Genomic DNA, 22,342 nt, shown 5'->3' on the forward strand with positions numbered 1-22,342 from the left:
CGGAGGGAGGCAAGGCATGCTGCAATACTACGAGCCCGATCAACGGCATCTGGATCCGGATCTGGACTACGGCACCCCGCCCAGCACATCGGAGACACTGGTTGAGCTGACCATCGACGGCAAGGCGATCCGGGTGCCCGAGGGCACCTCCGTGCTCCGGGCGGCGGCCATGGTAGGCATCAACATCCCCAAGCTGTGTGCGTCGGACAACCTCGAAGCCTTTGGTTCCTGCCGGTTATGCGCGGTTCAGGTGGAAGGGCGGCGTGGCTACCCGGCGGCCTGCACCACACCGGTGGCTGACGGTATGGCGGTGACCACCCAGAACGATCGGCTGGCCCGGCTGCGCCGGAACGTCATGGAACTGTATATTTCCGACCATCCGCTGGACTGCCTCACCTGTCCGGCCAACGGCAACTGCGAATTGCAGGACATGGCCGGTGTGGTGGGACTGCGGGAGGTGCGCTATGGCTTCAGCGGTGAGAACCATCTGGATGCGGAAACCGACGCCTCCAATCCCTATTTCAGTTTTGATCCCAGCAAGTGCATTGTCTGTTCCCGCTGCGTGCGGGCCTGTGAAGAGGTGCAGGGTACTTTTGCCCTGACCATCGACGGCCGTGGCTTCGAGTCCAAGGTGTCGGCGGGCCAGAACGAGCCATTCATGGATTCCGAGTGCGTCTCCTGTGGCGCCTGTGTGCAGGCGTGCCCCACCTCCACGTTGATGGAAAAGAGTGTGATCGAGTCTGGTCAGCCGGAGCACAGCGTGGTGACCACCTGCGCCTACTGCGGCGTGGGCTGCTCTTTCAAGGCCGAGATGCAGGGCGACAAGCTGGTGCGCATGGTGCCCTACAAGGGCGGCGATGCCAATCACGGCCACGCCTGCGTGAAAGGCCGCTTCGCCTTTGGCTACGCCACCCACAAGGATCGCATTCGCGAGCCGATGATCCGGGATGCCATCAACGACCCATGGCGGACTGTATCCTGGGACGAAGCCATTGAATTCGCCGCCCGCCGGCTGCGGGCCACCCAGGATAAGTATGGCCGGGAGAGTATCGGAGGTATTACCTCCTCCCGCTGCACCAACGAGGAAACTTATCTGGTGCAGAAACTGATCCGGGCCGCGTTCGGCAACAACAACACCGATACCTGCGCCCGGGTTTGCCATTCCCCCACCGGCTACGGCCTGAAAACCACCATTGGCGAGTCCGCCGGCACCCAGACCTTCGATTCGGTGATGAAGTCGGACGCCATGATTGTTGTCGGCGCCAATCCCACCGACGCCCACCCGGTGTTTGCTTCCCAGATGCGCCGACGTCTGCGCCAGGGCGCCAAACTGATCGTGATCGATCCCCGCCGGATTGACCTGCTCCATACCCCCCATGGTGGTGAGGCTATCCACCTGCCCCTGCGCCCGGGCACCAATGTGGCAATGATCAACGCCCTGGGTCATGTGGTGGTCTCCGAAGGTCTGGAAGATCATGACTTTATCGACAATCGCTGTGACCCCGAGGCCTATCGGGAATGGCGCGAGTTCATTGCCGAGGAGCGGAATTCGCCGGAGGCCATGGAGGTCGTAACCGGAGTACCTGCGGCTCTGGTGCGTCAGGCCGCCAGGCTGTTTGCCGAAGCGGGCAACGGCGCCATCTATTATGGCCTGGGGGTGACTGAGCACAGCCAGGGCTCCACCATGGTCATGGGCATTGCCAATCTGGCCATGGCCACGGGCAACCTGGGCAGAGAGGGCGTTGGTGTGAATCCGCTTCGGGGTCAGAACAACGTACAGGGCTCCTGCGACATGGGCTCCTTCCCCCACGAATTCCCGGGTTACCAGCATGTCGGCGACGCTGCGGTTCGCCAGCACTTTGAGGCCGAGTGGGGCGTGACCCTGGATGACGAGCCGGGGCTGCGCATTCCCAACATGTTTGATGCTGCGGTGGCGGGCCATTTCAAAGGGCTGTATGTGCAGGGCGAGGACGTGGCCCAGTCCGACCCGAATATCCAGCATGTGGAGGCGGCGCTGACCTCGCTCGATTGCCTGATCGTGCAGGACATCTTCCTGAACGAAACCGCCAAGTACGCCCATGTGTTACTGCCCGGTTCCACCTTCCTGGAGAAAAACGGCACCTTCACCAACGCCGAGCGGCGGATCAACCGGGTACGCCGGGTCATGCCCCCGATTGCCGGGTTGGAGGACTGGGAAGTCACCATGGCGTTGTCCAATGCCATGGGTTACCCCATGAACTACAGTCATCCATCTGACATCATGGATGAAATCGCCCGTCTGACCCCCAGCTTTGCCGGCGTCAGCTACGACAAGCTGGATCGTCTTGGCAGTATCCAGTGGCCCTGCAACGACGCCCATCCGGAAGGCACGCCCACCATGCACGTGCAGGACTTCCCCATTGGCAAGGGGCATTTCGCGGTGACCGAATACGTGGCCAGCAACGAGAAAACCACTCGCAAGTACCCGCTGGTGCTGACCACAGGGCGGATCCTGACCCAGTACAACGTGGGTGCCCAGACCCGTCGAACCAACAACAGCAAGTGGCATCCGGAGGATGTTCTGGAAATTCATCCCAGTGATGCGGAACTGCGGGGCGTCCGTGAGGGTGACTGGGTGGGTATCACCAGCCGTGTCGGCCAGACGGTGGTCAGGGCCCGCATCAGTGAGCGGATGCTGCCCGGGGTGGTGTACACCACCTTCCACCACCCGGAAACCGGGGCCAATGTCATCACCACTGAAAACTCTGACTGGGCCACCAACTGCCCGGAATACAAGGTCACGGCGGTGCAGGTGGAGAAGGTTTCCCAGCCCTCTGCCTGGCAGCGGCACTTCGAGCAGTTCGATGAACGTCAGCACCAGTTGCTGAAGACAGCCAGCCCCGATCCGGAGGCAACCGATGCCCCAGCGCTCAAGTAATTTGGGTGGCCAGCCTCCGGGCGCGGCCGACAGCTCTCTGCCACTTCCGGTTCGGGAGCTGGTGGTTGAGGTGCAAGGTGGCGTCGCCGGCACGCCCGGGTTGGACAGTGTCGCTGAGGAAATCCCGGTGGCTCTGGTCTACAACGGCGTGTCCTATGCAGTAATGATGGCATCGCCCACCAATCTTGAGGATTTTGCGCTGGGATTCAGCATGACCGAAGGCATCCTGAATGGTGCTGACCAGCTGTTCGACCTCGAGGTGGTAGCCAGTGAGCTGGGGCTCAGTGTGGAAATGCACATTGCCGGGGAGTGCCTGGCTCGTTTGAAGGCGCGGCGTCGAAACTTTGCCGGACGCACGGGGTGTGGCCTGTGCGGTGTGGAATCGCTGGAGCAGGCAATTCCAGCGGTCGCCCGGGTGACGCCTGCCCCGGTACCCGGAGATGGGGCGGTACAGCGTGGCCTGGCCCACCTGCGCGAGCATCAGCAGCTTCAGGAGCAGACCGGTGCCACCCATGCGGCCGCCTGGTGCGATAGTCGGGGCCACATTGTGTGTGCCCGGGAGGATGTGGGCCGTCACAACGCACTGGACAAGTTAATCGGTGCGCAGCTTCAAAGCTTTGGCGACGACGCGTTTCGCGATGGCTTTGTGCTGGTTTCCAGTCGCGCCAGCTACGAAATGGTGCAGAAGTGCGCCAGTGTCGGAATTGCCTGTCTGGTGGCCTTGTCTGCGCCCACGGCCCTGGCGATCAGGCTGGCCCGGCAGGCAGGTATGACGCTGATCGCGTTTGCCCGGCCCGGACGCCACGTTATCTACCATCGCAGTGAACCGCAGACGGAAGAGGCTAACCATGACTGACCAGGAGCTGGCCCACCTGATCCAGATGATCAACCAGATCAGCGACAACAACATTTATCACGGAGACGAGGCCCGCGCGGCAGAGGCTGTGGCTACCCATCTGCGCAAATTCTGGGCGCGCAGTATGAAGCAGAGAATCACGGAGTACGCCCGTGCTGATGGGGCGCAGCTGTCTGACGTGTCGAAACTGGCGATTTCCCGCCTGAGCGAGCTTCAGCCATCGTAAACAGGCGCCTCCGTCACGCTTTGCGGGATGCGCCCCACAGCTGGCAATGAAACGGAGGTGGAACATGAACAAGGTATGTGTGGTGGTGGGTGTAGGCCCCGGGAATGGCGAAGCCCTGGTTCGGCGATTCTGCGCTGAAGACTATCAGGTGGCGATGCTGGCCCGGAGCGAAGAGTACCTCACCCGATTGGCCGATGAGCTGCCCAATGCCCATGCGCTGGTTTACGATGCCACCGATCTGGATGCTGTACCCGCGGTCTTCGAGAGTATCCGGCAGCAGCTGGGTGAGGTATCAGTGCTGCTCTATAACGCAGGTGGCGGTATCTTCAAAAGTGCCGAAGAAGCCAGCCTGGAAGAATTTGAGGCGAGCTGGCGCATCAACGTGGCGGGGCTGGTGGCCGCCACCCAGGCGCTGTTACCCCAGCTACGCCAACAGGAACACGCGAGTATCGTGGTCACCAGTGCCTCCGCTGCGTTGCGTGGCCGGGCCAACACCGCACCCTTTGCGTCGGCCAAGGCGGCCCAGCGGAGTCTGGCCCAGTCGCTGGCCCGGCAGCTGGGGCCCGAGGGAATTCATGTGGCCAACGTGATCCTCGATGGCGTGGTGGACCTGCCGCGCACCCGTCGGGCCCTGCCAGACAAACCCGATGAGTTCTTTATCCAGCCATCTGCCGTAGCCGATGCCGTGTGGATGCTGACACAGCAAGCACCGTCGGCCTGGACGTTCGAGCTGGATCTCAGGCCCTTCGGGGAGTCCTGGTAGGCTTCTTGCCGCTCACACCTGATGAGTGGCGAGGATTTTCTGCAGGAAATCCCGGGTGCGTGGGTCCTGGGGGTGGTAGAAGATGTCGCTTGGCGGCCCCTGTTCCACAATCCGGCCCCCCTCAATAAACACCACCCGATCCGCGACGTCCCGGGCAAAGGCCATTTCATGAGTCACCAGAATCATGGTCTGGTGTTCGGCGGCCAGCTGCTTCATCAGGCCCAGCACTTCGTCCACCCATTCCGGGTCCAGTGACGAGGTGGGCTCGTCAAACAGAATCACTTCCGCGCCAGTGGCCATGGCCCGGCCAATGCCCACGCGCTGCTGCTGGCCGCCGGACAGCGATGCCGGGTAGGCATCGGCCTTGTCGGCCAGGCCAATCCGTTCAAGGATTTCCCGCGCCCGTGCATGGGCTTTGGCTTTCGGCCAGCGGTCCACCACGATCAGCCGTTCGGCGATGTTCTCCAGCGCGGTCTTGTTGGCGAACAGGGCGTAGTTCTGGAACACGAAGGCGGTATGTCGGCGCAGTTGCAGGACGTCCTGCTTGCTGGCCCTCTCCACATCAACCGTCAGGTCGCCCACCGTCAGCTCGCCGGCGGTGGGTTGTTCGAGAAAGTTCACACATCGCAGCAAGGTGGATTTACCCGTCCCTGACGGGCCGATAATGACCACGATTTCGCCTTTCTCCACGGTCAATTCAATACCGTCGAGTACCACGGTTTCACCGTACTGTTTGCGCAGGCCGGTCAGTTTGATCATCGGCTATAGGCCTTGTTCAGGCGGGTTTCCAGATTGCCTTGCAGCCACGACAGAATCTCCACCACGATCCAGTACATGACAGCCGCGACAATGAAGGCTTCAAAATACAGGAAGCTGCCGGAGGCTTCTTTCTGAGTGGCGCCCATCAGTTCGGTCACACCCAGGGTGAACGCGAGGGAGGTGGCTTTGATCATATCGATGAAGTAGTTCATCAGGGTAGGCAGGGCCACGCGGGTGGCCTGGGGCAGAATGATCCGGCGCATCAGCTGGCCGTTGGTCATGCCGATGGACAGCGCCGCTTCGGTCTGGCTGCGGTCAACGCCGACAATGGCTGCCCGAATGGACTCGGCCATGTAGGCGGCGAAGTGCATGGTCAGGCCCATGATGGTTGCGGTGATGCCATCGATCACCGTCAGCGAGCTGAACAGCTGGGGGAGCCCGTAGTAGAACAGGAAAAGCTGCACCAGCAGCGGCGTGCCCCGGAAGAACGAGATGAAGACAATGGTGAACTGGTTCAGTACCGGAATCTTCAGGACCCGAACCACCGCAAACAGGCACGCCAGGATCAGCGCCAGGAGCATACCGATCGACGCCAGCTGCAGGGTCAGGGGCAGGTATCCGAGCAGGACCGGAACCAGCCCTAGCATGTAGTCGACGTCGAGGGTGCTCATTGTGCTATCGCCTGTCCTCAGGGAGCGGTGATGTCAGTACCGAACCACTTCTCGGAAATCGCTTTCAGCGTTCCGTTCTGGCGCAGAGTGCTCAGGGCGGCATTCACCTCATCCCGCAGGGCACGGCCCTCATCGGTGTTCGGGAACGGGTAGGCGTTGGCGATGCTGGAGAAGGTCGGGCCGGCCAGCTGCAGGGGCAGCGGCTTTTCCCGGATGATCTGGCTGGCGCTGACACGGTCCATCACGAAGGCATCAACCCGGCCCAGGGCGGTGTCACGCTCGATGTTGCTGTCGTAGGTCTTGATGTTGATCTCGTCGGCATAGGGCAACTCGCGCAGCAGGGCTTCGAAGTTGGAACCCAGGTTTACCGCCACGGTCTTGCCTTTGAGGTCTTCCACACCATTGATGGTGTCATTGCCTTGCTTGGTCACTACCTGGGCACCGTCGTAAACGTAGGGCTTGCTGAACAGGTAGGCCTTCTCGCGCTCTTCGGTGATGGTGATCTGGTTGGCTACGGTATCAATTCGGCCGGAACCGAGCATACCAAACAGGCCGGAGAACGCTGCGGTGCGGTATTCCACCTCGCGGCCCATCTCTTCCGCGATGGCGTCCATCACATCCACCTCAAACCCCTTCAGGGTATCCTGCTCAACAAAGGTGAACGGGAAGTATTGGCCAGACATTCCGACACGGAGCTTGGTCTCTTCCGCGAACAGTGGCGCAGACACCAGGGACAGTAATACAAGAACAGTCGCTAGCAGGGTTTTCATTATCGTTTCCTTCCTGAATTTCCTGAGTGGGTGCCGCATCTGCGGCGTACGACGTTGAATAATAGAGCCAAAAGGGCGCCTTAGCCTAACACGACAAGGCTTTGCATCGATACGGGCTTTCCCAGAGCCCTGTCTTCTGGCGATTTCAGCGATGTTCTGGCCGGCCTGGTAACAAATCGTTGTCCCCGGTGTCCTTGATGCTGTGGGCGGGTTTCGGGAGTTCGCCGCTGGCAAGAATCGGAGTCGCTCCATGTTCCAGCTACCTGTTCACCGTTTTCTATCTAACCAATGGCTAGTGGGCTTTGTTGCCCTCCACCCGCGGGTTCTGGTTTGCCCGGTATACCTTTCACCCGGACACCCGGGTCTTCGAACATGAATAAATTGGTTCACGGGTGTAATGGTTGCAGAACTCAAGTGTCTCCCGTTTAACCGCTGTGCGCGGTGCATCGGCCCGAAGCGGGCCACTGACGATGAAACGAGGGAGAGAACACCATGAACAAGAACCTCCACCCACTTCGACAAGCAATCCGGGCATCGGGCGAACACCGCTGCACGACCTGGTGGTCGGCCATGCTCATGACCGCACTGCTGGCGGTGCCGGCAGCTGTTTCGGCCGCCTGCAATCCCTGCTCTCCGTGCAAAGGCAAATGCAAGGCCAGCCAGCAGTGCAAGGCAGGGTGTAATCCCTGTGCAGGTAAGAACCCCTGCGCTGCAAAGAATCCCTGTGCGGCCGGGGGCATGTGCGCGGCCAAGCCCAACCCCTGTGCCGCCAAGCGAGTCACCCGTCCGGCCGGTTATCAGCCCTACGAGGGCAATCCCTGTGCGCTGGTGGCCATGGGCAAGAAACTGTTCAGTGATACGTCCCTGAGTACCAATGGCCTGTCCTGCCAGAGCTGCCATGCCGATGGTGCGGGCTACCAGGCCACCTTCGCCAGCGCTTACCCCCATTCCGTGGAAATGGCGAAGAATATTTTCGGCATGGACAGCGTGCATCTCGATGAAATGGTCCAGATCTGCATGGTGCAGCCCATGGCGGCCGAGCCCTTGCCCTGGGACAGCGAAGAACTGGCGGCCCTGACGGCCTACACCGAGAAGGTCCGGCTTGAGCTGGCGGCTAATCCCTGTGCCCTGAAAGGCGGCAAATGCGGGGCCTGCAATCCCTGCGCGGGCAAGAATCCCTGTGCCACGAAAAACCCCTGCGCCACCAAAAATCCGTGCGCAGGCAAGAACCCCTGCGCTTCAGCGCGCGTGAAAGCCGGTGATTCTGAAGCCGCCTGAGGCGGGATGTTGGCATGCAGTGGGCGGGGCGGCCAGGCCGAAAATCGGTCGCCCCCGATAAGGAGACAGCAATGACAGAACTTCAGATACCGGCGTTATCGGCACTGACGGATCAGCAGATTCTCACCAGCCTGGCGGCGGTGGATGATATCCGGGAAAGCTACCGGGTACTGGAGAAAGCCGGTCTTAACATCGTTGGCGAGGTCCTTAAAGGGCAGGGTCCGTTTTACGAGCTGGACCATTACCCGCAGGGCGACGTGTTCGATGCCGAGTCCGCTTCCCAGTATTACTACCATGCCCATCGCGACGATCACGACGAGCACGGCCACTTTCACCTGTTCCTGCGCAACGGCGCTATTCCATTGGGTGAGGCGCCGGTGCTGGGGCCAGCGGGGGACGATCAGGTAGTGCATCTGGTGGCGATTGCCATGGACGCCTGGGGATACCCCACCGACCTGTTCGCTGTGAACCGCTGGGTCACCGACGAAAGCTGGCTGCCGGCTAATCGGATTGTTCAGGTTCTGGACCGGTTCGAGATGGACCACGCCTACCCCAGTTGGCCGGTTAACCGCTGGCTGACCGCCATGGTGCGATGCTTCCGGCCCCAGATTGAAGCGTTGTTGCTGCACCGGGATCAGGTGGTGGCGGCTCATCCCTTGCCGCTGGAGGAAACACTGGAAGACCGGTCGCTGGACATCACCGGTAACCTGCCGATCGATGTGGAGCTCTGGGCCACGGCGCTGGCCGAGGAACAACGCCAACGCGCCGGCCGGCGTAGGGCATAATTGTGGTCAGGGAGCAGGGCTGCGGGGTTTACTGGCCGGGGTTGTTGGGTGGCTTGCGTTCCTCGAGTGCGGCAGTCACCCGATCCTGAATCCGGTCGATCACGTCGCCGTCCACCCGTGCGGAGGCGTGCCCCTGCATCAGCCGTGCGCTCATGCGCAGGTTGCCGATAAAGGAGCGGCAGTCTTTACACATCATCAGATGCACCTTGATCGACAGGGATTTGCCAAAGCCCAGTTCGCCGTCGATGTAGTCACTGGCAATGCCCGCCAGGTCCCGACACATTAGCATTCGCCTGTCTCCTGGAACGTTTCTACCATCAAGAAAATTTTCTGCCGTGCGCGATGCAGCATCACGCGTAGATTGGAGGCGCTGACATCCAGAATGTTACAGACATCCTCGGATTTGTGCTGATGGGCCTCGTACAGAATAAGCGCCGAGCGCTGGGTTTCCGGCAACTGGCCCAGATGTTTGTCGAGGCAGTCGCTCAGGGCACCGTTTTCCATCAGAGCATCGGCCGATTCATCAAAGCGAAGCCTGGGGGGCGTGGCCCAGCGGCCCGAGGGTTTGAACCGGTTATCCAGCTCCGGCTCCAGCGCTTCACTAAAGTCCGTGTTGATTTCCCGGTTGCTGGTTCGCAGACGGTTCTTGCACCGGTTGGCGACGATTCTGTGGAGCCAGGTCTTCAGGCTGGAGCGCCCTTCAAAGCGCTGGATGGCCTCAATCACGGTCACCCAGCAATCCTGCACGACTTCCTCGGCGGAGGACGGGTCCACATAGAAACGGGCCACGGACATCATGCCAGCGGTGTGTTCGGATACGGCCTGTTCGAAGGCGGACTGGTCGCCCCGCTTCAGGGCCTCGATCAGATTCTGTTCGTCCAGCGCGTTGGGCGTGCTCACGGATTGGCTCCCTGTTGTCCTTTCAACCAGTCCTGCTTTGTCCGTCGTCGGGGCTGAAGGTTTCCCATCCCCCAGAGAAAAATCAGTGGCCTGTCTCAGCTTATAACAGATCCTGAAATTGTGCGGGGATTGGGACCGTCTGGTGAAACTTTTGTGAGGTTTACGGCGTAATCTCTTTCATAACGATCTGGATTTGGGAGAATTTTTTCAAGACAACTGTAACAATGGCCGGGACTTGGCATCAGTGCAGTATCGAATCCACAACACGGGAAGAAGTGATGAATCGGAAAAAATGGCTGATGATCCTGGTAATCCTCGCGGTGGTGGTCGCCTTCTGGGCCAGTGGTGCTCAGGATGTCCTGACCCTGGATTACCTGAAAACCCATCAACAGAGCCTGCAGGCATGGATAGCCGATAACACCGGGCTGGCCATCGGCGGTTACATGCTGATCTACATTATGGTCACGGCACTGTCGTTACCGGGTGCCGCCATCATGACCCTGGCCGGCGGTGCCTTCTTCGGAAATCTGTACGGCCTGGCGGCCGTATCGATTGCCTCCACCATCGGTGCTTCCCTGGCGTTCCTGGTGGCCCGTTTCCTGGCCCGCGATACCCTGCGGGAGAAATACGCGGCAACGGTGGCCAAAATGGACCGTGGCATCGAGAAAGACGGTGCCTTTTACCTGGCCACCCTGCGGCTGGTGCCGGTGTTCCCCTTCTTCCTGATTAACATTGCCATGGGCCTGACCGGCATGAAGCTGGGCACTTACGCTCTGGTCAGCTGGCTGGGTATGTTGCCGGGCACCTTCGTGTTCGTGAATGCCGGCACCCAGCTGGCCCAGGTCCAGTCCACCGGCGACATTCTGTCCGCTGACCTGCTGCTGTCGTTTGCTCTGCTGGGCCTGTTCCCGCTGATCGCCAAGTTTGTGGTTGGCTTCATTCGCCGCCGCCGTGTGTACGCGGGCTGGGAAAAGCCGGAGACCTTCGATTACAACCTGCTGGTGATTGGCGGGGGTTCCGCCGGTCTGGTGTCCGCTTACATCGCGGCGGCCGTGAAGGCCAGGGTGGCCCTGATCGAACAGAACAAGATGGGTGGTGACTGCCTGAACACCGGCTGCGTGCCCTCCAAGGCGCTGATTCGCTCGGCCCGGGCGGCCGATACCCTGCGCCATGCCGATCGCTACGGCCTGGAGTCGGTGCCGGTAAAAGGCTCGTTCAAGAACATCATGGACCGGGTGCATCGCATCATTGCCAAGGTGGAACCCCACGATTCGCCCGAGCGCTATCGCAAGCTGGGTGTGGACTGCATCGCCGGCAAGGCCACCTTCGTGTCGCCCTGGGAACTGGAAGTGACCCATAACGACGGCCACACCGAGCGATTGACTGCCCGCAGTATTGTCATCGCCACCGGTGGCAAGCCGGCGCTGCCGCCGATTCCCGGCCTTGAGGGTATGGACCCGCTGCATTCCGACAACCTCTGGTCCATCGAAGACCAGCCGGAGCGCCTGCTGGTGCTTGGTGGCGGGCCGATCGGGTCGGAACTGGCCCATGCCTTCGCCCGGCTGGGTTCGAAGGTCGTCCAGGTACAGCGAGGTGGGCAGTTGCTCGCCAAGGAAGACCCGGATGTGGCCGAGGTGGTGCAGAAGCAGTTTGAAGCCGATGGCATCGATGTTCGCCTGAACCACAGCGCCAGCGAATTCCGCATCGAGGACGGCGAGAAAGTCCTGTACTGCGACCACGAGGGCGAACGGGTGCGTATTCCTTTCGATCAGGTACTGGTGGCAGTGGGCCGCACCGGCAATACCGACGGGCTGGGTCTTGAAAAGCTCGGTATCGAACCGCTGGCCAACGGCACGGTGCCGGTGGAAGAAGACATGAGCGTGCGTTATCCGAACGTGTTCGCCTGTGGTGATGTGGCTGGCCCTTACCAGTTCACCCACGCCGCCTCCCACCAGGCCTGGTACGCCGCGGTGAACGGTCTGTTCGGTCAGTTCAAGCGCTTTAACGTGGATTACCGGGTGATGCCCTGGGTGACTTTCACCTCGCCGGAAGTCGGCCGGGTTGGACTGAGCGAAAGCGAGGCGAAGGAAAAGGGCATCAAGTTCGAGGTAACCCGCTATGGCCTGGACGACCTGGACCGGGCCATTGCCGAAAGTGAGGATTACGGCTTTATCAAAGTGCTCACCCCGCCGGGCAAGGACAAGATCCTGGGCGCTGTGGTGGTGGGTGCCCACGCCGGGGAAATTCTCGCGGAATTCACCCTGGCCATGAAACACAACCTAGGCCTGAACAAGATTCTGGGCACCATCCATCCCTACCCGACCTGGAATGAATCGGCCAAGTTCGCGGCGGGTGAATGGAAGCGTGCCCATGCGCCGGAAGGTGTTCTGAAATTGCTGGAAAAACTGCACGGCTGGCGCCGTGGCAAAGACACCAATACCCCAAGGAGCGTGTATGCCCCTGATTGAAACACGAGAGGCCCGCAAGCGGATTCCCGCGGTGGAAATCCTGGAACCGCGGGCCTTCGACAGCTGGACCCACACCCGAAACGGCGACCCCAGGGGGTACATCGACGCTGACAAGCTCAAAGAACTGTGGATTCATACCGGCACCGCCTGCAACCTGGCGTGTCCGTTCTGTCTTGAGGGTTCGCACCCGGGAGATGGCCGGATTCCCGGGATGAAGCTGAGTGATGTGAAGCCGTTTATCCACGAAGCGCTGGATATGGGCGTGGAGCAGTTTTCCTTCACCGGTGGTGAACCGTTCGTGATCCGGGACTTCGTCAACATCCTCGACTACGCCAGCCAGCACCGGCCCTGTTTTGTGCTGACCAACGCCACCGAGCCGTTGCACAAGCGGATTCATCAGGTGAAACCGCTGCTCAATAATCCCTATCCGATTCATTTCCGGGTCAGCCTCGATTTCCCGGACCGGGAGCGTCACGACAAGGATCGGGGTGAGGGCAGTTTCGACGGTGCGCTGGACGGTATTCGGTTGCTGGTGGATCTTGGCTTCAAGGTGTCTATCGCTCGCCAGACCGATGGGAACGAGAACCCGGCGGAGGTGGAAGCGACGTTCCGGGATATTTTCCGGAAGGCTGGTATCCCTGAGAACCTGGCGTTCACAGCGTTCCCGGACCTGGGTACGCCCGGGTCTGACGATGGTAGCCCGGAGATCACCGAGGGCTGCATGGAGAAGTACCCGACCAGGGAGAGCCGGGCGCACTTCATGTGTACCTACACCCGGATGCTGGTGAAGAAGGGCGATCAGGTGCGGGTGTATGCCTGCACGCTGGTGGATGACGACCCCCAGTACGATCTGGGCACCTCGCTGGCCGAGAGCATGGATGAGCGCATTATGTTGCGGCATCACCGGTGTTTTTCCTGCTACCGGTTCGGGGCCAGTTGCTCCGCGCCCACCTGATAACAGTATGCAACTGAGCCGGGTGCGGGGGGGAGGAGATGACTTTCTGCCGGGAAAAGGTGTCTGAGCGAAGCGAGTTCTTTTCCCAAAGAAGGGCGTTTCGCCCCGCTGCCCCCGCACTATCGCGCAACCTGTTAAACCGTCGGGTGGCTGGTGAACCGGGCATTCATTTGAATTGAAAAAAGAACTCGCTGCGCTCCGACATTTTTCTCAATTCAAATAAACACCCGCTCCACCGACCAAACGGCGTTGTTTGGATCGAATACTAAAAAACGTGGATGTGAATAATGACGACATTTGAAGGCGCCCTGTTCTGGGGCTTTTTGCTGGTCTACGGCGTGGTGATGTACGTGCTGTCGCCCAAGAGCAAGACCGCCAATTCGTTCTACAAGGGCGCGGATGATCAGGGTAACCCGGTGGGTCAGTGGTCACTGACCGCCAGTATCTTTATCAGCTGGATCTTTGCCAAATCCGTCACCAACGCCGCCAACCTCGGCGCGGCCTACGGTGTCACCGGTGGCCTGGCCTACGCCAGCTACTGGCTGTCGATTCCGGTGGCCGGCTACATCATCTACCTGATCCGTACCCAGACCGGTGCCCGCAGCCTGCAGGATTTCCTCACTTCCCGCTTTGGCCGTCTGGCCGCGCTGGCCTTTGCGGCGGCCATCCTGATTCGGCTGTACAACGAGGTGTGGAGCAACACCGCGGTAGTGGGTGGTTACTTCGGCCTGCCGGGCGAGTGGGAATACTACGTGGCAGCCATGTTGTTTACCGCCTTCACCCTGGCCTATAGCCTCAAGGGCGGGCTGCGGTCGTCAATCTTTACCGATGTCATTCAGGCGGTGGTGTTCGTGTTCTTCGTGGGTGCGGTGCTGTTTCTGATTATTCCGGCCAACGACACCAGTTCCCTGCTGAGTAATGGCGAGTTCCGGTTGGATGCCGGCTTTGACCTGTTGCTGGTGGCCCTGCTGCAGATGTTCAGTTACCCGTTCCACGATCCGGTGCTGACCGACCGGGGCTTTGTGAACAGGGAAAAGACCATGCTCAAGAGCTTCGTGGTGGCTGGTCTGCTGGGCTTCGTCGCGGTATTCATCTTCAGCCTGGTGGGGGTCCATGCCCGCATCAACGGCATCGAGGCCATGGGCAATGCGCCCGCAGCCGTGGGGCAGTCCCTCGGCCTGGCAGCACTGTTCTTTATGAGCGTGGTGATGATGACCTCGGCCGGCTCGACACTGGACTCCACCTTCACCTCGCTGGCCAAGTCGCTGGCGGTGGACCTGCCACGGCTGGCGCGTCGGGCCAGTGAGCGGTTGCCGAGCATTCGCGTGGGTGCGGTGGTGATGGTGATCTTTGCCGTTGCCGGTAACCTGCCCATGTTCGCCGGCACCGATATCCTCAAGGCCACCACCATCTCGGGCACCATGGTCATGGGGCTGGCGCCGGTGTTCCTGTTTTACGGCTTCACCCAATGGTCGCCGTGGAGTTTCCACCTGAGTTTCTGGACCGGGCTGGGCCTTGGTGTGTTGCTGGCGGCGGGCCTGATTCCGGCCAGTTGGGCCATTGGTGAGGGCAAGTATGCCATGCTGCTGGGCGTGAACGCCTACGGCTTCCTGTTGTGTTCGGCCGGATTTTTCCTGCCGCTGGTGGTGCGTCGGTTGGCGGGGCGTTCACTGGCGGCCGGTGAGGCATAGACGTCCATCAAGGAGGAATCATGACGGAAGGACGAAGTTGCCCACTGGCTTATCGATACCGCCCGGAGGATCTGTGCAAGGAGCCTGAACCGGCAGAGGCCGATGTGCTCTATATCGTCGGTGGCCTGTATGGAAACCCTCTGGCTCTTGATGAAATCGAACGGATGGCCCGATTTGAGAAACAGCAGGGGCGGCGTGTCCGGCTGGTGTTCAATGGCGATTTCAACTGGTTCAACGCGGAGGATGCGCTGTTCCGGGATATTAACACCCGGGTTCTGCAGCATACGGTGAGCCTGGGCAACGTCGAGTACGAGCTGGCCAATCCCAGTGACGGTGCCGGCTGTGGTTGTGCCTACCCGGACTTTGTTGATCAGGGTGTGGTCAATCGCTCCAATCGCATTATGGATCGGTTACAAGCGGTTGCGAGCCGACATTCTGACCTCCAAGAAAAACTATCTGATCTCCCCCGGTATCGCTGTCTGTTCTTTGGAGGCCTAAAGGTTCTGGTGTTGCATGGAGACCCGGAGTCCCTGGCGGGCTGGGGATTGGCTCATGAGTCGTTTAGTGGTGCAAACACTGCGTCGGATTCTGGAGTGGTGGAACAATGGCTTGCGACCACCGGTGCCGATGTTATCGCCTGTACTCATACCTGCCTGCCGGTGCTATGGGGCGGGCAGGTTGATGGGCGGGACCGGGTGGTGGTCAACAACGGCTCGGCCGGGATGGGAAATCTCAAAGCAGACGCCCGTGGCCTGGTCACTCGCATAGCCCTTGCTGGCCCCGAGTACCCTGGAACGCCTGACGATACGCTGATCGAGGCTTCTTTGGGCGCGGTGTCTGTATCTCTCCAGCCGGTGGCGTTCGAGTCTGATGCCTGGCTTCAGCAGTTCGACCGTATCTGGCCTGACGGCTCGGATGCGGCCGTGTCTTACCGGCAACGCCTGGTCCAGGGAACCGCTCTGGAGCTCGGGCGGGTCTCTTTTGTTTCAATTTCGTAACGGATTCGTCACTGGCGTTAAACAAAAGCCGGGCTACGCTTGATAGGCGCGTGCTGGCCGGGCGGTTTCGCTTCAGGAAGGCCCGACTTGATAAATATTTCGTGGTCTATATAATTCATCACTAACTTTTTGAGACGAACTAAATCACGTTATGACATCTGAAGGTTCGAATACCACCGCCATCACCCTCCGCGTACCGACGAAGGATGATGGCTACCGACTCCACCAGCTGGTTGACGAGTGTCCGCCACTGGATCCGAATTCGATTTACTGCAACCTGTTGCAGTGCAGCCACTTTGCCGACACCGGCGTGGCGGCGGAGAAAGATGGCGATCTGGTCGGCTTTATCTCCGGTTATATCCTCCCCCAGCAGCCCGAGACCTTGTTCGTCTGGCAGGTAGCGGTCCACGAGAAAGGTCGTGGCGCCGGTCTGGCCAAGCGGATGTTGAAGGAAATCGTTGGCCGGGATGTGTGCAAGAACGTCACACACCTGGAGACCACGATCACTCCGGATAACGAGGCATCCTGGGCGCTGTTCCGCTCATTCGCTCGTGATATGGGCGCTGAGCTGACCCATCACGAGCACTTCGAGAAAGACGCCCACTTCGGTGGCGTGCACGATTCCGAGCATCTGCTGCGGATCGGTCCTTTCACGAAGTCGCCCTGATCGCACTGCTCCTGACATAGAGCAATCCGACTGCGAACAATCGTGAGCTTTGAATTGGCGAGCCGGCAGGCCACTGAGGTAGGCCTGCCATAGGGCTTCAATCAACGCACGGCAGTTTGTCGCGACCGACTATGCAATAACCGGCAAACTCCCGCGCATCTACCTCGAACCTGACATGCTAAGAGGCAAGACAATGGAACTTTTCAAGACGACTGAATCCGAAGTACGTGTATACAGCCGTGCCTTCCCGGTGATTTTTAACCGTGCCAAGAACGCGCACATTTACGCCGAAGATGGTACTGAATACCTCGACTTCTTGGCTGGCGCTGGTTCCCTGAACTACGGCCACAACAACGACATCCTGAAGAAAGCCCTGATCGAGTACATCGAGTCTGACGGTGTTTCCCAGGGCCTGGATATGTTTACCACGGCCAAGCACGACTTCATCGAGTCTTACAAGAAGCACATCCTTGAGCCCCGCGGCCTGAACTACAAAATGCAGTTCACTGGCCCGACCGGTACCAACTGTGTAGAAGCGGCCATGAAGCTGGCCCGTAAGGTGAAAGGCCGTAACGGCATTATCTCCTTCACCAACGGTTTCCACGGTGTGACCATGGGCGCGGTTGCTGCGACCGGTAACAAGCACCACCGTGGCGGCGTTGGCACCCCTCTGGGTAACGTCGACTTCATGTTCTACGACGGCTACCTGGGCGAAGACGTAGACAGCCTGGCCATCATGGACAAGCTGCTGAGCGACAGTTCTTCCGGTATTGAACTGCCAGCGGCGGTCATTGTTGAGGCCGTACAGGGTGAAGGTGGCTTAAATGCCTGTCGCGCCGAGTGGCTGAAGGGACTGTCCGAGCTGTGTAAGAAGCACGACATCCTGCTGATTCTTGACGATATCCAGGCGGGTAATGGCCGTACCGGTGAGTTCTTCAGCTTCGAATTTGCCGGCATCAAGCCGGACATCGTCACAGTCTCCAAGTCTCTGAGCGGCTATGGCCTGCCAATGGCACTGGTCCTGTTCAAGCCGGAACTGGACGTATGGGGCCCGGGTGAGCACAACGGTACCTTCCGTGGTAACAACATGGCGTTCATCACCGCCCGTACCGCTGTCGAGACTTACTGGAAAGATGACGCTTTCGCCAACGAAGTGAAAGCCAAGACCAAGGTACTGGGCGATGCCCTGCAGGCTATCTGCGACAAGTACCAGGGTGAGTTCAAGATGAAGGGCCGCGGCCTGATGCGTGGTATCGAGGCCAAAAACGCCGATATCACCGGCGCGATCACCAAGCGTGCCTTCGAGAAAGGCCTGATCATCGAGACCAGTGGTCCGAACGATGAGGTGATCAAGTGCCTCATGCCGCTAACCACCAGCGAGGACGACCTGAAGAAAGGTGCTGCTATTCTTGCAGAAAGCGTGGATGAAATTATGCAGGAAGGGGTTAAAAAGGCGTCGTAAGGCGCCTTCTCATCCACTCCACACATTCTGCAGTTAACGAAGGCACAGGTATGGCTTCACAACAACATACCGTCGAGAAAATCGGCGGTACCTCGATGAGTAATTACGAGGCCGTCCGCGATAACATCATTATTGGTAATCGCAGCAAGGACGACCTCTATCAACGGATTTTCGTGGTGTCTGCCTACGGTGGCGTCACCAACGAACTTCTGGAACACAAGAAAACCGGTGAGCCGGGCGTTTACGCCCTGTTTGCCGACGCAGAATCCGATTGGGCCTGGGGCGACGATCTCACCAAGCTGGTGAAATTCCTCACCGACATCAACGGTGAGCTGTTTGAAGACCCGATGCTCAAGCAGCAGGCGGACCAGTTCATCACCGACCGTATCGAAGGTGTTCGTGGCTGTCTGATCGATCTCCAGCGTCTGTGCTCCTATGGCCAGTTCCAGCTGGAAGAGCATCTGCTGACCGTGCGGGAAATGCTCGCTGGTATCGGTGAGGCGCATAGTGCGTTCAATACCGCCCTGAAGCTCCAGCAGGAAGGCATCAATGCTCGCTTTGTCGATCTGACCGGCTGGCGTGATGCGGAACTTCTGCCACTGGACCAGAAACTGAAGCAGGCGTTTGATGCGGTGGATCTGAGCCGCGAACTGCCGATCGTGACCGGCTACACCCAGTGTAAAGAAGGCCTGATGCGTACCTTTGACCGGGGGTACAGCGAAATGACCTTCAGCCGGGTGGCGGTGATCACCGATGCTCGCGAAGCGATCATCCACAAGGAATACCACCTGAGCTCCGCCGATCCGAAGATCGTGGGCGAAGAGAAAGTGGTTCCCCTTGGCCGCACCAACTACGACGTGGCCGACCAACTGGCGAACCTGGGTATGGAAGCGATCCATCCCCGTGCCGGTAAAGGTCTGCGCCAGAACGAGATTCCCCTGCGGGTGATGAACACTTTCGAGCCGGAGCACACCGGTACGCTGATCACCGGCGACTACGTCAGTGAAACACCGCAGGTGGAAATCATCGCCGGCACCAAGGGTGTGTTTGCGGTTGAGGTGTTCGATCAGGATATGCAGGGCGAGCCGGGTTCGGACCGTCGGATCCTGGACGTGCTGAGCCGCTTCAAGGTTCGGTTCATGTCCAAGGACACCAATGCCAACACGATTACCCACTACGTGGATGGCACCCTGAAGAACGTCAAGCGGGTGGTCAAGGCGCTGAAGGAAGAATTCCCGAACGCTGAGATCAACACGCGCAAGGTGGCCCTGGTGTCTGCCATCGGCAGTGATATGAAGGCAACGGATATTCTGGGCCGTTCGGTGAATGCCCTGATGGACGCGGATATCAGCGTACTGGCCCTGCACCACAGTATGCGCCAGGTGGATCTCCAGTTCGTGGTGGATGAAGACCACTACGACAAGGCCATCGCGGCCCTGCACGCGGCTTTGATTGAGCCGCACAACCACGAATACGCGATCGTCGCTGCATCGACCGTCGGGTAACGGGTTATCGTCAGGCGGAACCGGTCGCTCCGCCTGACGATAATGGAGGACGTCTTGCCTCCAGATCGGGGCGCCCGGTTGGCCGGCCTGCTTACGCGGGTTTTTCATGCCGGGCGCTGACCGATCACCTTCCCCCCGCTTTCTCCTGCGATCGCCTCCCTCATACTCCGTATTGCCACGATCCTCCCGTTGGTTTCTCCGGGAATCCACCCCCTACCCGATTACGTATCCTCTTTAAATTCCACACCGGACCCTTTGCCATGCTTGAATCCAAAAGGCTGGGACCGACTCCGACCTCGCCGCAGGACGGCGACAGGGAAACCTTGGTTGGGCTGTATTTCAGGGATGCGTCCCGGTATGAATTGCTGACTGATGAGGCGGAACGGCGTCTGTCACGCAAGCTGAATACCTGTTACCGGGTAATCAGCGCTGCGCTGGACCTGCCGGAGGAGACGCCACGAACCTACCGGACGTCGATTGGCGCGCTCGACAGCTCTGTCTGCCAACTCCCTGTCCGCCCCCGCCGCGCCCTTCGTCTGGCCACTGCCTGCCGCCGTAAGCTGATTCAGAGCAATCTGCGACTGGCGGTACACATCGCTCGTCGATACAGCCAGCATGGTATTCCCATGTCTGACCTGATTCAGGACGCCAACGTGGGTCTGATCAAGGCCGCCGAGCGATTTGATCCGAGCCGGGGTTTCAAGTTTTCCACTTACGCCTACTGGTGGATCAGCGAAGAGGTAAAGCGTTGTCTGCAGCGCGGTAACCGGGTGGTTCATACCCCGGAAAACGTGGTGGATGAGATCCGGCAGTTACAGAAGGCGTCCCTGAGGATGCACCAGAGCCTGGGCCGGACGCCGTCCCAGGCTGAACTGGCCCGGGAGATGGAGGCGTCGCCCTCACGCATCAGTGAGCTTCGGGCGCTGGCATTGCGGGAGGTGTCCACCGAACTGCCGCTGGTGCAGGATGGCTCCGTTACCCTCGGCGACAGCCTGGCCGGTGAGGAACAGGCTGTGCCCGAGCATTCGATGGCGCAACGGGATAACCGGCGAGCCCTGCAATCCATGTTCGACAAACTGACGGACCGCGAACAGGCGATCTTGTCCCGTCGGTACGGGCTGGGTTTGCCAGCGCCGGAAACCTTGCAGGTGATTTCCGATGACATGGGTATCAGTCGGGAGCGGGTGCGTCAGATTGAGAAACTGGCCCTGAAGAAGCTGCAAACCCTGTTTGACGATCCGGACGAGGTATTCGGGGCCTGAACTCTCAGGCCCCGGATGTGACGGCAAAATACCAGGCAGCGACCAGTATCTGGCACACCACCACAACCGACGTGAGCAGTAACCGCAGGCGCAGGTACCACGACGGCCAGAAACTCTTCATCCACTTCACATCGACCAGGCAAAGCCCGACGAAGGCCGCGGTATAAATGAACACCTGGGCGCCGACGGGAGGAATGAGGCCCAGGCCGGCGGTGAGGAAAAAGACCTGGCTCAGCACAATGGTCACGACCGGGGATTGCGGATAGGTCCGGTCACCCAATTGCATGGCAATGGGCCAGTAGACACCAGCCATGAATGCAAGAATGCCCGCACTGTACAGGTAGAACCAGTAGAGTATGGAGCCGTGATACTGCGGCAGCAGATAGAGCGAGAGGACGCCCGCCAGAAAGGGAACCAGCCCCGCCAGACCCACCAGCACGGCAATACGGGATACCGAAATCATGACCGATCCTTGTGAATGCGGATACGAAGCGGTTCGATATCATCCGCGGGCATGCCCACCATTTCATGGTAGGCCGAAGGATGAACGATCTCGGTTTCCCTGACGTCAAGACTCCCGAGGGTGTCCTGAACTTCCCATGAGCTGCGGAACAGACGGGTATGCCCGGCTTTGTCAGACAGCAGGAATGTTCCGCCATTCAGGGTAAGTCGGGCCATGTAGTGCTGGCCCTCAAGGGAAAGGATCTCCAGCAGCTCGATCTCAGGCCTGGCCTGCTCTCTCAATTCTTCGAGGGTAATTCTCACCGTGTTGCTCCCCGGCTGCGGGTGTGAGGTACTTACGACCCGGTGCGGGGTTGAGATCAGTTACCCAGGGCCCGGCACTCCCGGTGCTGGGGACACGCGACCAGATGGTCGTTCACCATGCCCACCGCCTGCATGAAGGCGTACACGATGGTGGGGCCGACAAACGTGAAGCCGGCTTTCTTCAGCGCCTTGGACATGGCTTCGGCTTCCGGGGTAGTGACGGGCACTTCCCCGAAGGTTTGCCAATGATTCTGGATTGGTGCGCCGTCGACGAACTTCCATAGAAAATCGGCGAAGTTGTCGCCTTTTTCCTTGAGATCCAGGAATCCTCGGGCGTTTTTGATGATCGACTGCACTTTCAAGCGGTTCCTGATCACGCCCGGGTTGGCCAGCAGCTCGGCCACTTTCTGGTCGTCGTAACGGACGATCTTTTCCGGATCGAAGCCGTCGTAGGCTTTGCGGTAGGTCTCCTGTTTACGCAGGATGGTAATCCAGCTCAGGCCGGCCTGCTGGCCATCCAGGCAGAGCTTTTCAAACAGGGCCTGCGGGTTCCATTCCGGCCGCCCCCAGACGGTATCGTGGTAGTGAACGTAGAGTGGATCGGTGCCGCACCAGGGGCAGCGCTGGGTTTCGGACATGAGACC

General features: G+C 59.8%; 22 protein-coding genes. 14 read left to right on the forward strand and 8 right to left on the reverse strand.

What is annotated here, in order from left to right:
* The first annotated feature begins 16 nt into the window (after window positions 1-16).
* The 4 genes from fdhF to QVZ43_RS07140 all read left to right on the forward strand — a co-directional run bounded on the left by fdhF (window position 17) and on the right by QVZ43_RS07140 (window position 4,762).
* A complete protein-coding gene (gene fdhF, locus QVZ43_RS07125) occupies window positions 17-2,917 on the forward strand; it encodes a formate dehydrogenase subunit alpha (RefSeq protein WP_223795180.1) in 2,901 nt (966 codons plus the stop codon).
* Complete coding sequence (gene fdhD, locus QVZ43_RS07130; RefSeq protein ID WP_302909374.1) at window positions 2,898-3,773, forward strand: formate dehydrogenase accessory sulfurtransferase FdhD; 876 nt, start codon at window positions 2,898-2,900, stop codon at window positions 3,771-3,773. The genes fdhF and fdhD overlap by 20 nt, the downstream gene beginning before the upstream one ends.
* On the forward strand, window positions 3,766-3,999 hold the full coding sequence (locus QVZ43_RS07135; protein ID WP_302909375.1) for a formate dehydrogenase subunit delta: 234 nt from the start codon (window positions 3,766-3,768) through the stop codon (window positions 3,997-3,999). Before fdhD ends, QVZ43_RS07135 begins: the two co-directional genes overlap by 8 nt.
* 64 nt (window positions 4,000-4,063) lie before the next feature.
* Window positions 4,064-4,762, forward strand: coding sequence for an SDR family NAD(P)-dependent oxidoreductase (locus QVZ43_RS07140; RefSeq protein WP_223795183.1), 699 nt, complete (start codon window positions 4,064-4,066; stop codon window positions 4,760-4,762).
* Between the two features lie 12 nt (window positions 4,763-4,774).
* Here the strand turns inward: QVZ43_RS07140 and QVZ43_RS07145 are convergent, their stop codons facing one another.
* Genes QVZ43_RS07145 through QVZ43_RS07155 form a run of 3 tightly spaced genes read right to left on the reverse strand, consistent with a single transcriptional unit; the run spans window position 4,775 to window position 6,962 of the window.
* Complete coding sequence (locus QVZ43_RS07145; protein WP_302909376.1) at window positions 4,775-5,521, reverse strand: amino acid ABC transporter ATP-binding protein; 747 nt, start codon at window positions 5,519-5,521, stop codon at window positions 4,775-4,777.
* Window positions 5,518-6,192 carry an amino acid ABC transporter permease gene (locus tag QVZ43_RS07150; protein ID WP_302909377.1) on the reverse strand — a complete coding sequence of 225 codons (675 nt, stop codon included), beginning with the start codon at window positions 6,190-6,192 and terminating at the stop codon, window positions 5,518-5,520. The genes QVZ43_RS07145 and QVZ43_RS07150 overlap by 4 nt, the downstream gene beginning before the upstream one ends.
* 17 nt (window positions 6,193-6,209) lie before the next feature.
* Entirely contained in the window at window positions 6,210-6,962 is a 753-nt protein-coding gene (locus QVZ43_RS07155; protein ID WP_223795186.1) for an amino acid ABC transporter substrate-binding protein, read from the reverse strand.
* Between the two features lie 492 nt (window positions 6,963-7,454).
* Here QVZ43_RS07155 and QVZ43_RS07160 point away from each other — a divergent pair, with 492 nt between their 5' ends.
* Entirely contained in the window at window positions 7,455-8,240 is a 786-nt protein-coding gene (locus tag QVZ43_RS07160) for a cytochrome c peroxidase (protein WP_302909378.1), read from the forward strand.
* A gap of 71 nt (window positions 8,241-8,311) precedes the next feature.
* Window positions 8,312-9,025, forward strand: a complete 714-nt coding sequence (locus tag QVZ43_RS07165) for a DUF6969 family protein (RefSeq protein ID WP_302909379.1) — start codon at window positions 8,312-8,314, stop codon at window positions 9,023-9,025.
* Between the two features lie 28 nt (window positions 9,026-9,053).
* Here QVZ43_RS07165 and QVZ43_RS07170 read toward each other — a convergent pair whose 3' ends face one another.
* Window positions 9,054-9,314: a zf-HC2 domain-containing protein gene (locus QVZ43_RS07170; RefSeq protein WP_302909380.1), complete on the reverse strand. Its 261-nt coding sequence runs from the start codon at window positions 9,312-9,314 to the stop codon at window positions 9,054-9,056.
* Window positions 9,308-9,925 (reverse strand): RNA polymerase sigma factor, encoded by a 618-nt coding sequence (locus QVZ43_RS07175; RefSeq protein ID WP_223795190.1) that lies wholly within the window; start codon window positions 9,923-9,925, stop codon window positions 9,308-9,310. The genes QVZ43_RS07170 and QVZ43_RS07175 overlap by 7 nt, the downstream gene beginning before the upstream one ends.
* Window positions 9,926-10,203: 278 nt before the next feature.
* Between QVZ43_RS07175 and QVZ43_RS07180 the strand changes: the two genes are divergently transcribed.
* The 8 genes from QVZ43_RS07180 to QVZ43_RS07215 all read left to right on the forward strand — a co-directional run bounded on the left by QVZ43_RS07180 (window position 10,204) and on the right by QVZ43_RS07215 (window position 20,933).
* Window positions 10,204-12,393 (forward strand): FAD-dependent oxidoreductase, encoded by a 2,190-nt coding sequence (locus QVZ43_RS07180; protein ID WP_302909381.1) that lies wholly within the window; start codon window positions 10,204-10,206, stop codon window positions 12,391-12,393.
* On the forward strand, window positions 12,380-13,348 hold the full coding sequence (locus tag QVZ43_RS07185) for a radical SAM protein (protein WP_302909382.1): 969 nt from the start codon (window positions 12,380-12,382) through the stop codon (window positions 13,346-13,348). The genes QVZ43_RS07180 and QVZ43_RS07185 overlap by 14 nt, the downstream gene beginning before the upstream one ends.
* Window positions 13,349-13,635: 287 nt before the next feature.
* Window positions 13,636-15,039, forward strand: a complete 1,404-nt coding sequence (locus QVZ43_RS07190) for a sodium:solute symporter family transporter (protein WP_223795193.1) — start codon at window positions 13,636-13,638, stop codon at window positions 15,037-15,039.
* Window positions 15,040-15,059: 20 nt separating this feature from the next.
* Window positions 15,060-16,037 (forward strand): metallophosphoesterase family protein, encoded by a 978-nt coding sequence (locus QVZ43_RS07195; RefSeq protein ID WP_302909383.1) that lies wholly within the window; start codon window positions 15,060-15,062, stop codon window positions 16,035-16,037.
* Between the two features lie 151 nt (window positions 16,038-16,188).
* Window positions 16,189-16,704, forward strand: a complete 516-nt coding sequence (ectA, locus tag QVZ43_RS07200) for a diaminobutyrate acetyltransferase (protein ID WP_302909384.1) — start codon at window positions 16,189-16,191, stop codon at window positions 16,702-16,704.
* A gap of 193 nt (window positions 16,705-16,897) precedes the next feature.
* Window positions 16,898-18,166 carry a diaminobutyrate--2-oxoglutarate transaminase gene (ectB, locus tag QVZ43_RS07205; RefSeq protein ID WP_223795363.1) on the forward strand — a complete coding sequence of 423 codons (1,269 nt, stop codon included), beginning with the start codon at window positions 16,898-16,900 and terminating at the stop codon, window positions 18,164-18,166.
* Between the two features lie 50 nt (window positions 18,167-18,216).
* The gene (locus tag QVZ43_RS07210) at window positions 18,217-19,671 is read left to right on the forward strand and encodes an aspartate kinase (protein ID WP_223795196.1); all 1,455 of its coding nucleotides are present in this window, start codon (window positions 18,217-18,219) and stop codon (window positions 19,669-19,671) included.
* A 260-nt stretch (window positions 19,672-19,931) separates the two neighbouring features.
* Window positions 19,932-20,933, forward strand: a complete 1,002-nt coding sequence (locus QVZ43_RS07215; RefSeq protein WP_302909385.1) for a sigma-70 family RNA polymerase sigma factor — start codon at window positions 19,932-19,934, stop codon at window positions 20,931-20,933.
* A 4-nt stretch (window positions 20,934-20,937) separates the two neighbouring features.
* Here the strand turns inward: QVZ43_RS07215 and QVZ43_RS07220 are convergent, their stop codons facing one another.
* The 3 genes from QVZ43_RS07220 to QVZ43_RS07230 are packed head-to-tail and all read right to left on the reverse strand — an operon-like array spanning window position 20,938 to window position 22,336.
* Window positions 20,938-21,396 (reverse strand): DUF3429 domain-containing protein, encoded by a 459-nt coding sequence (locus QVZ43_RS07220; protein WP_223795198.1) that lies wholly within the window; start codon window positions 21,394-21,396, stop codon window positions 20,938-20,940.
* A complete protein-coding gene (locus QVZ43_RS07225; RefSeq protein ID WP_302909386.1) occupies window positions 21,393-21,698 on the reverse strand; it encodes a DUF6482 family protein in 306 nt (101 codons plus the stop codon). The genes QVZ43_RS07220 and QVZ43_RS07225 overlap by 4 nt, the downstream gene beginning before the upstream one ends.
* Window positions 21,699-21,754: 56 nt before the next feature.
* Entirely contained in the window at window positions 21,755-22,336 is a 582-nt protein-coding gene (locus tag QVZ43_RS07230; RefSeq protein WP_302909387.1) for a DNA-3-methyladenine glycosylase I, read from the reverse strand.
* Window positions 22,337-22,342 lie beyond the last annotated feature (6 nt).

The organism is Marinobacter suaedae (assembly GCF_030519635.1).
Lineage (GTDB): Bacteria > Pseudomonadota > Gammaproteobacteria > Pseudomonadales > Oleiphilaceae > Marinobacter > Marinobacter suaedae.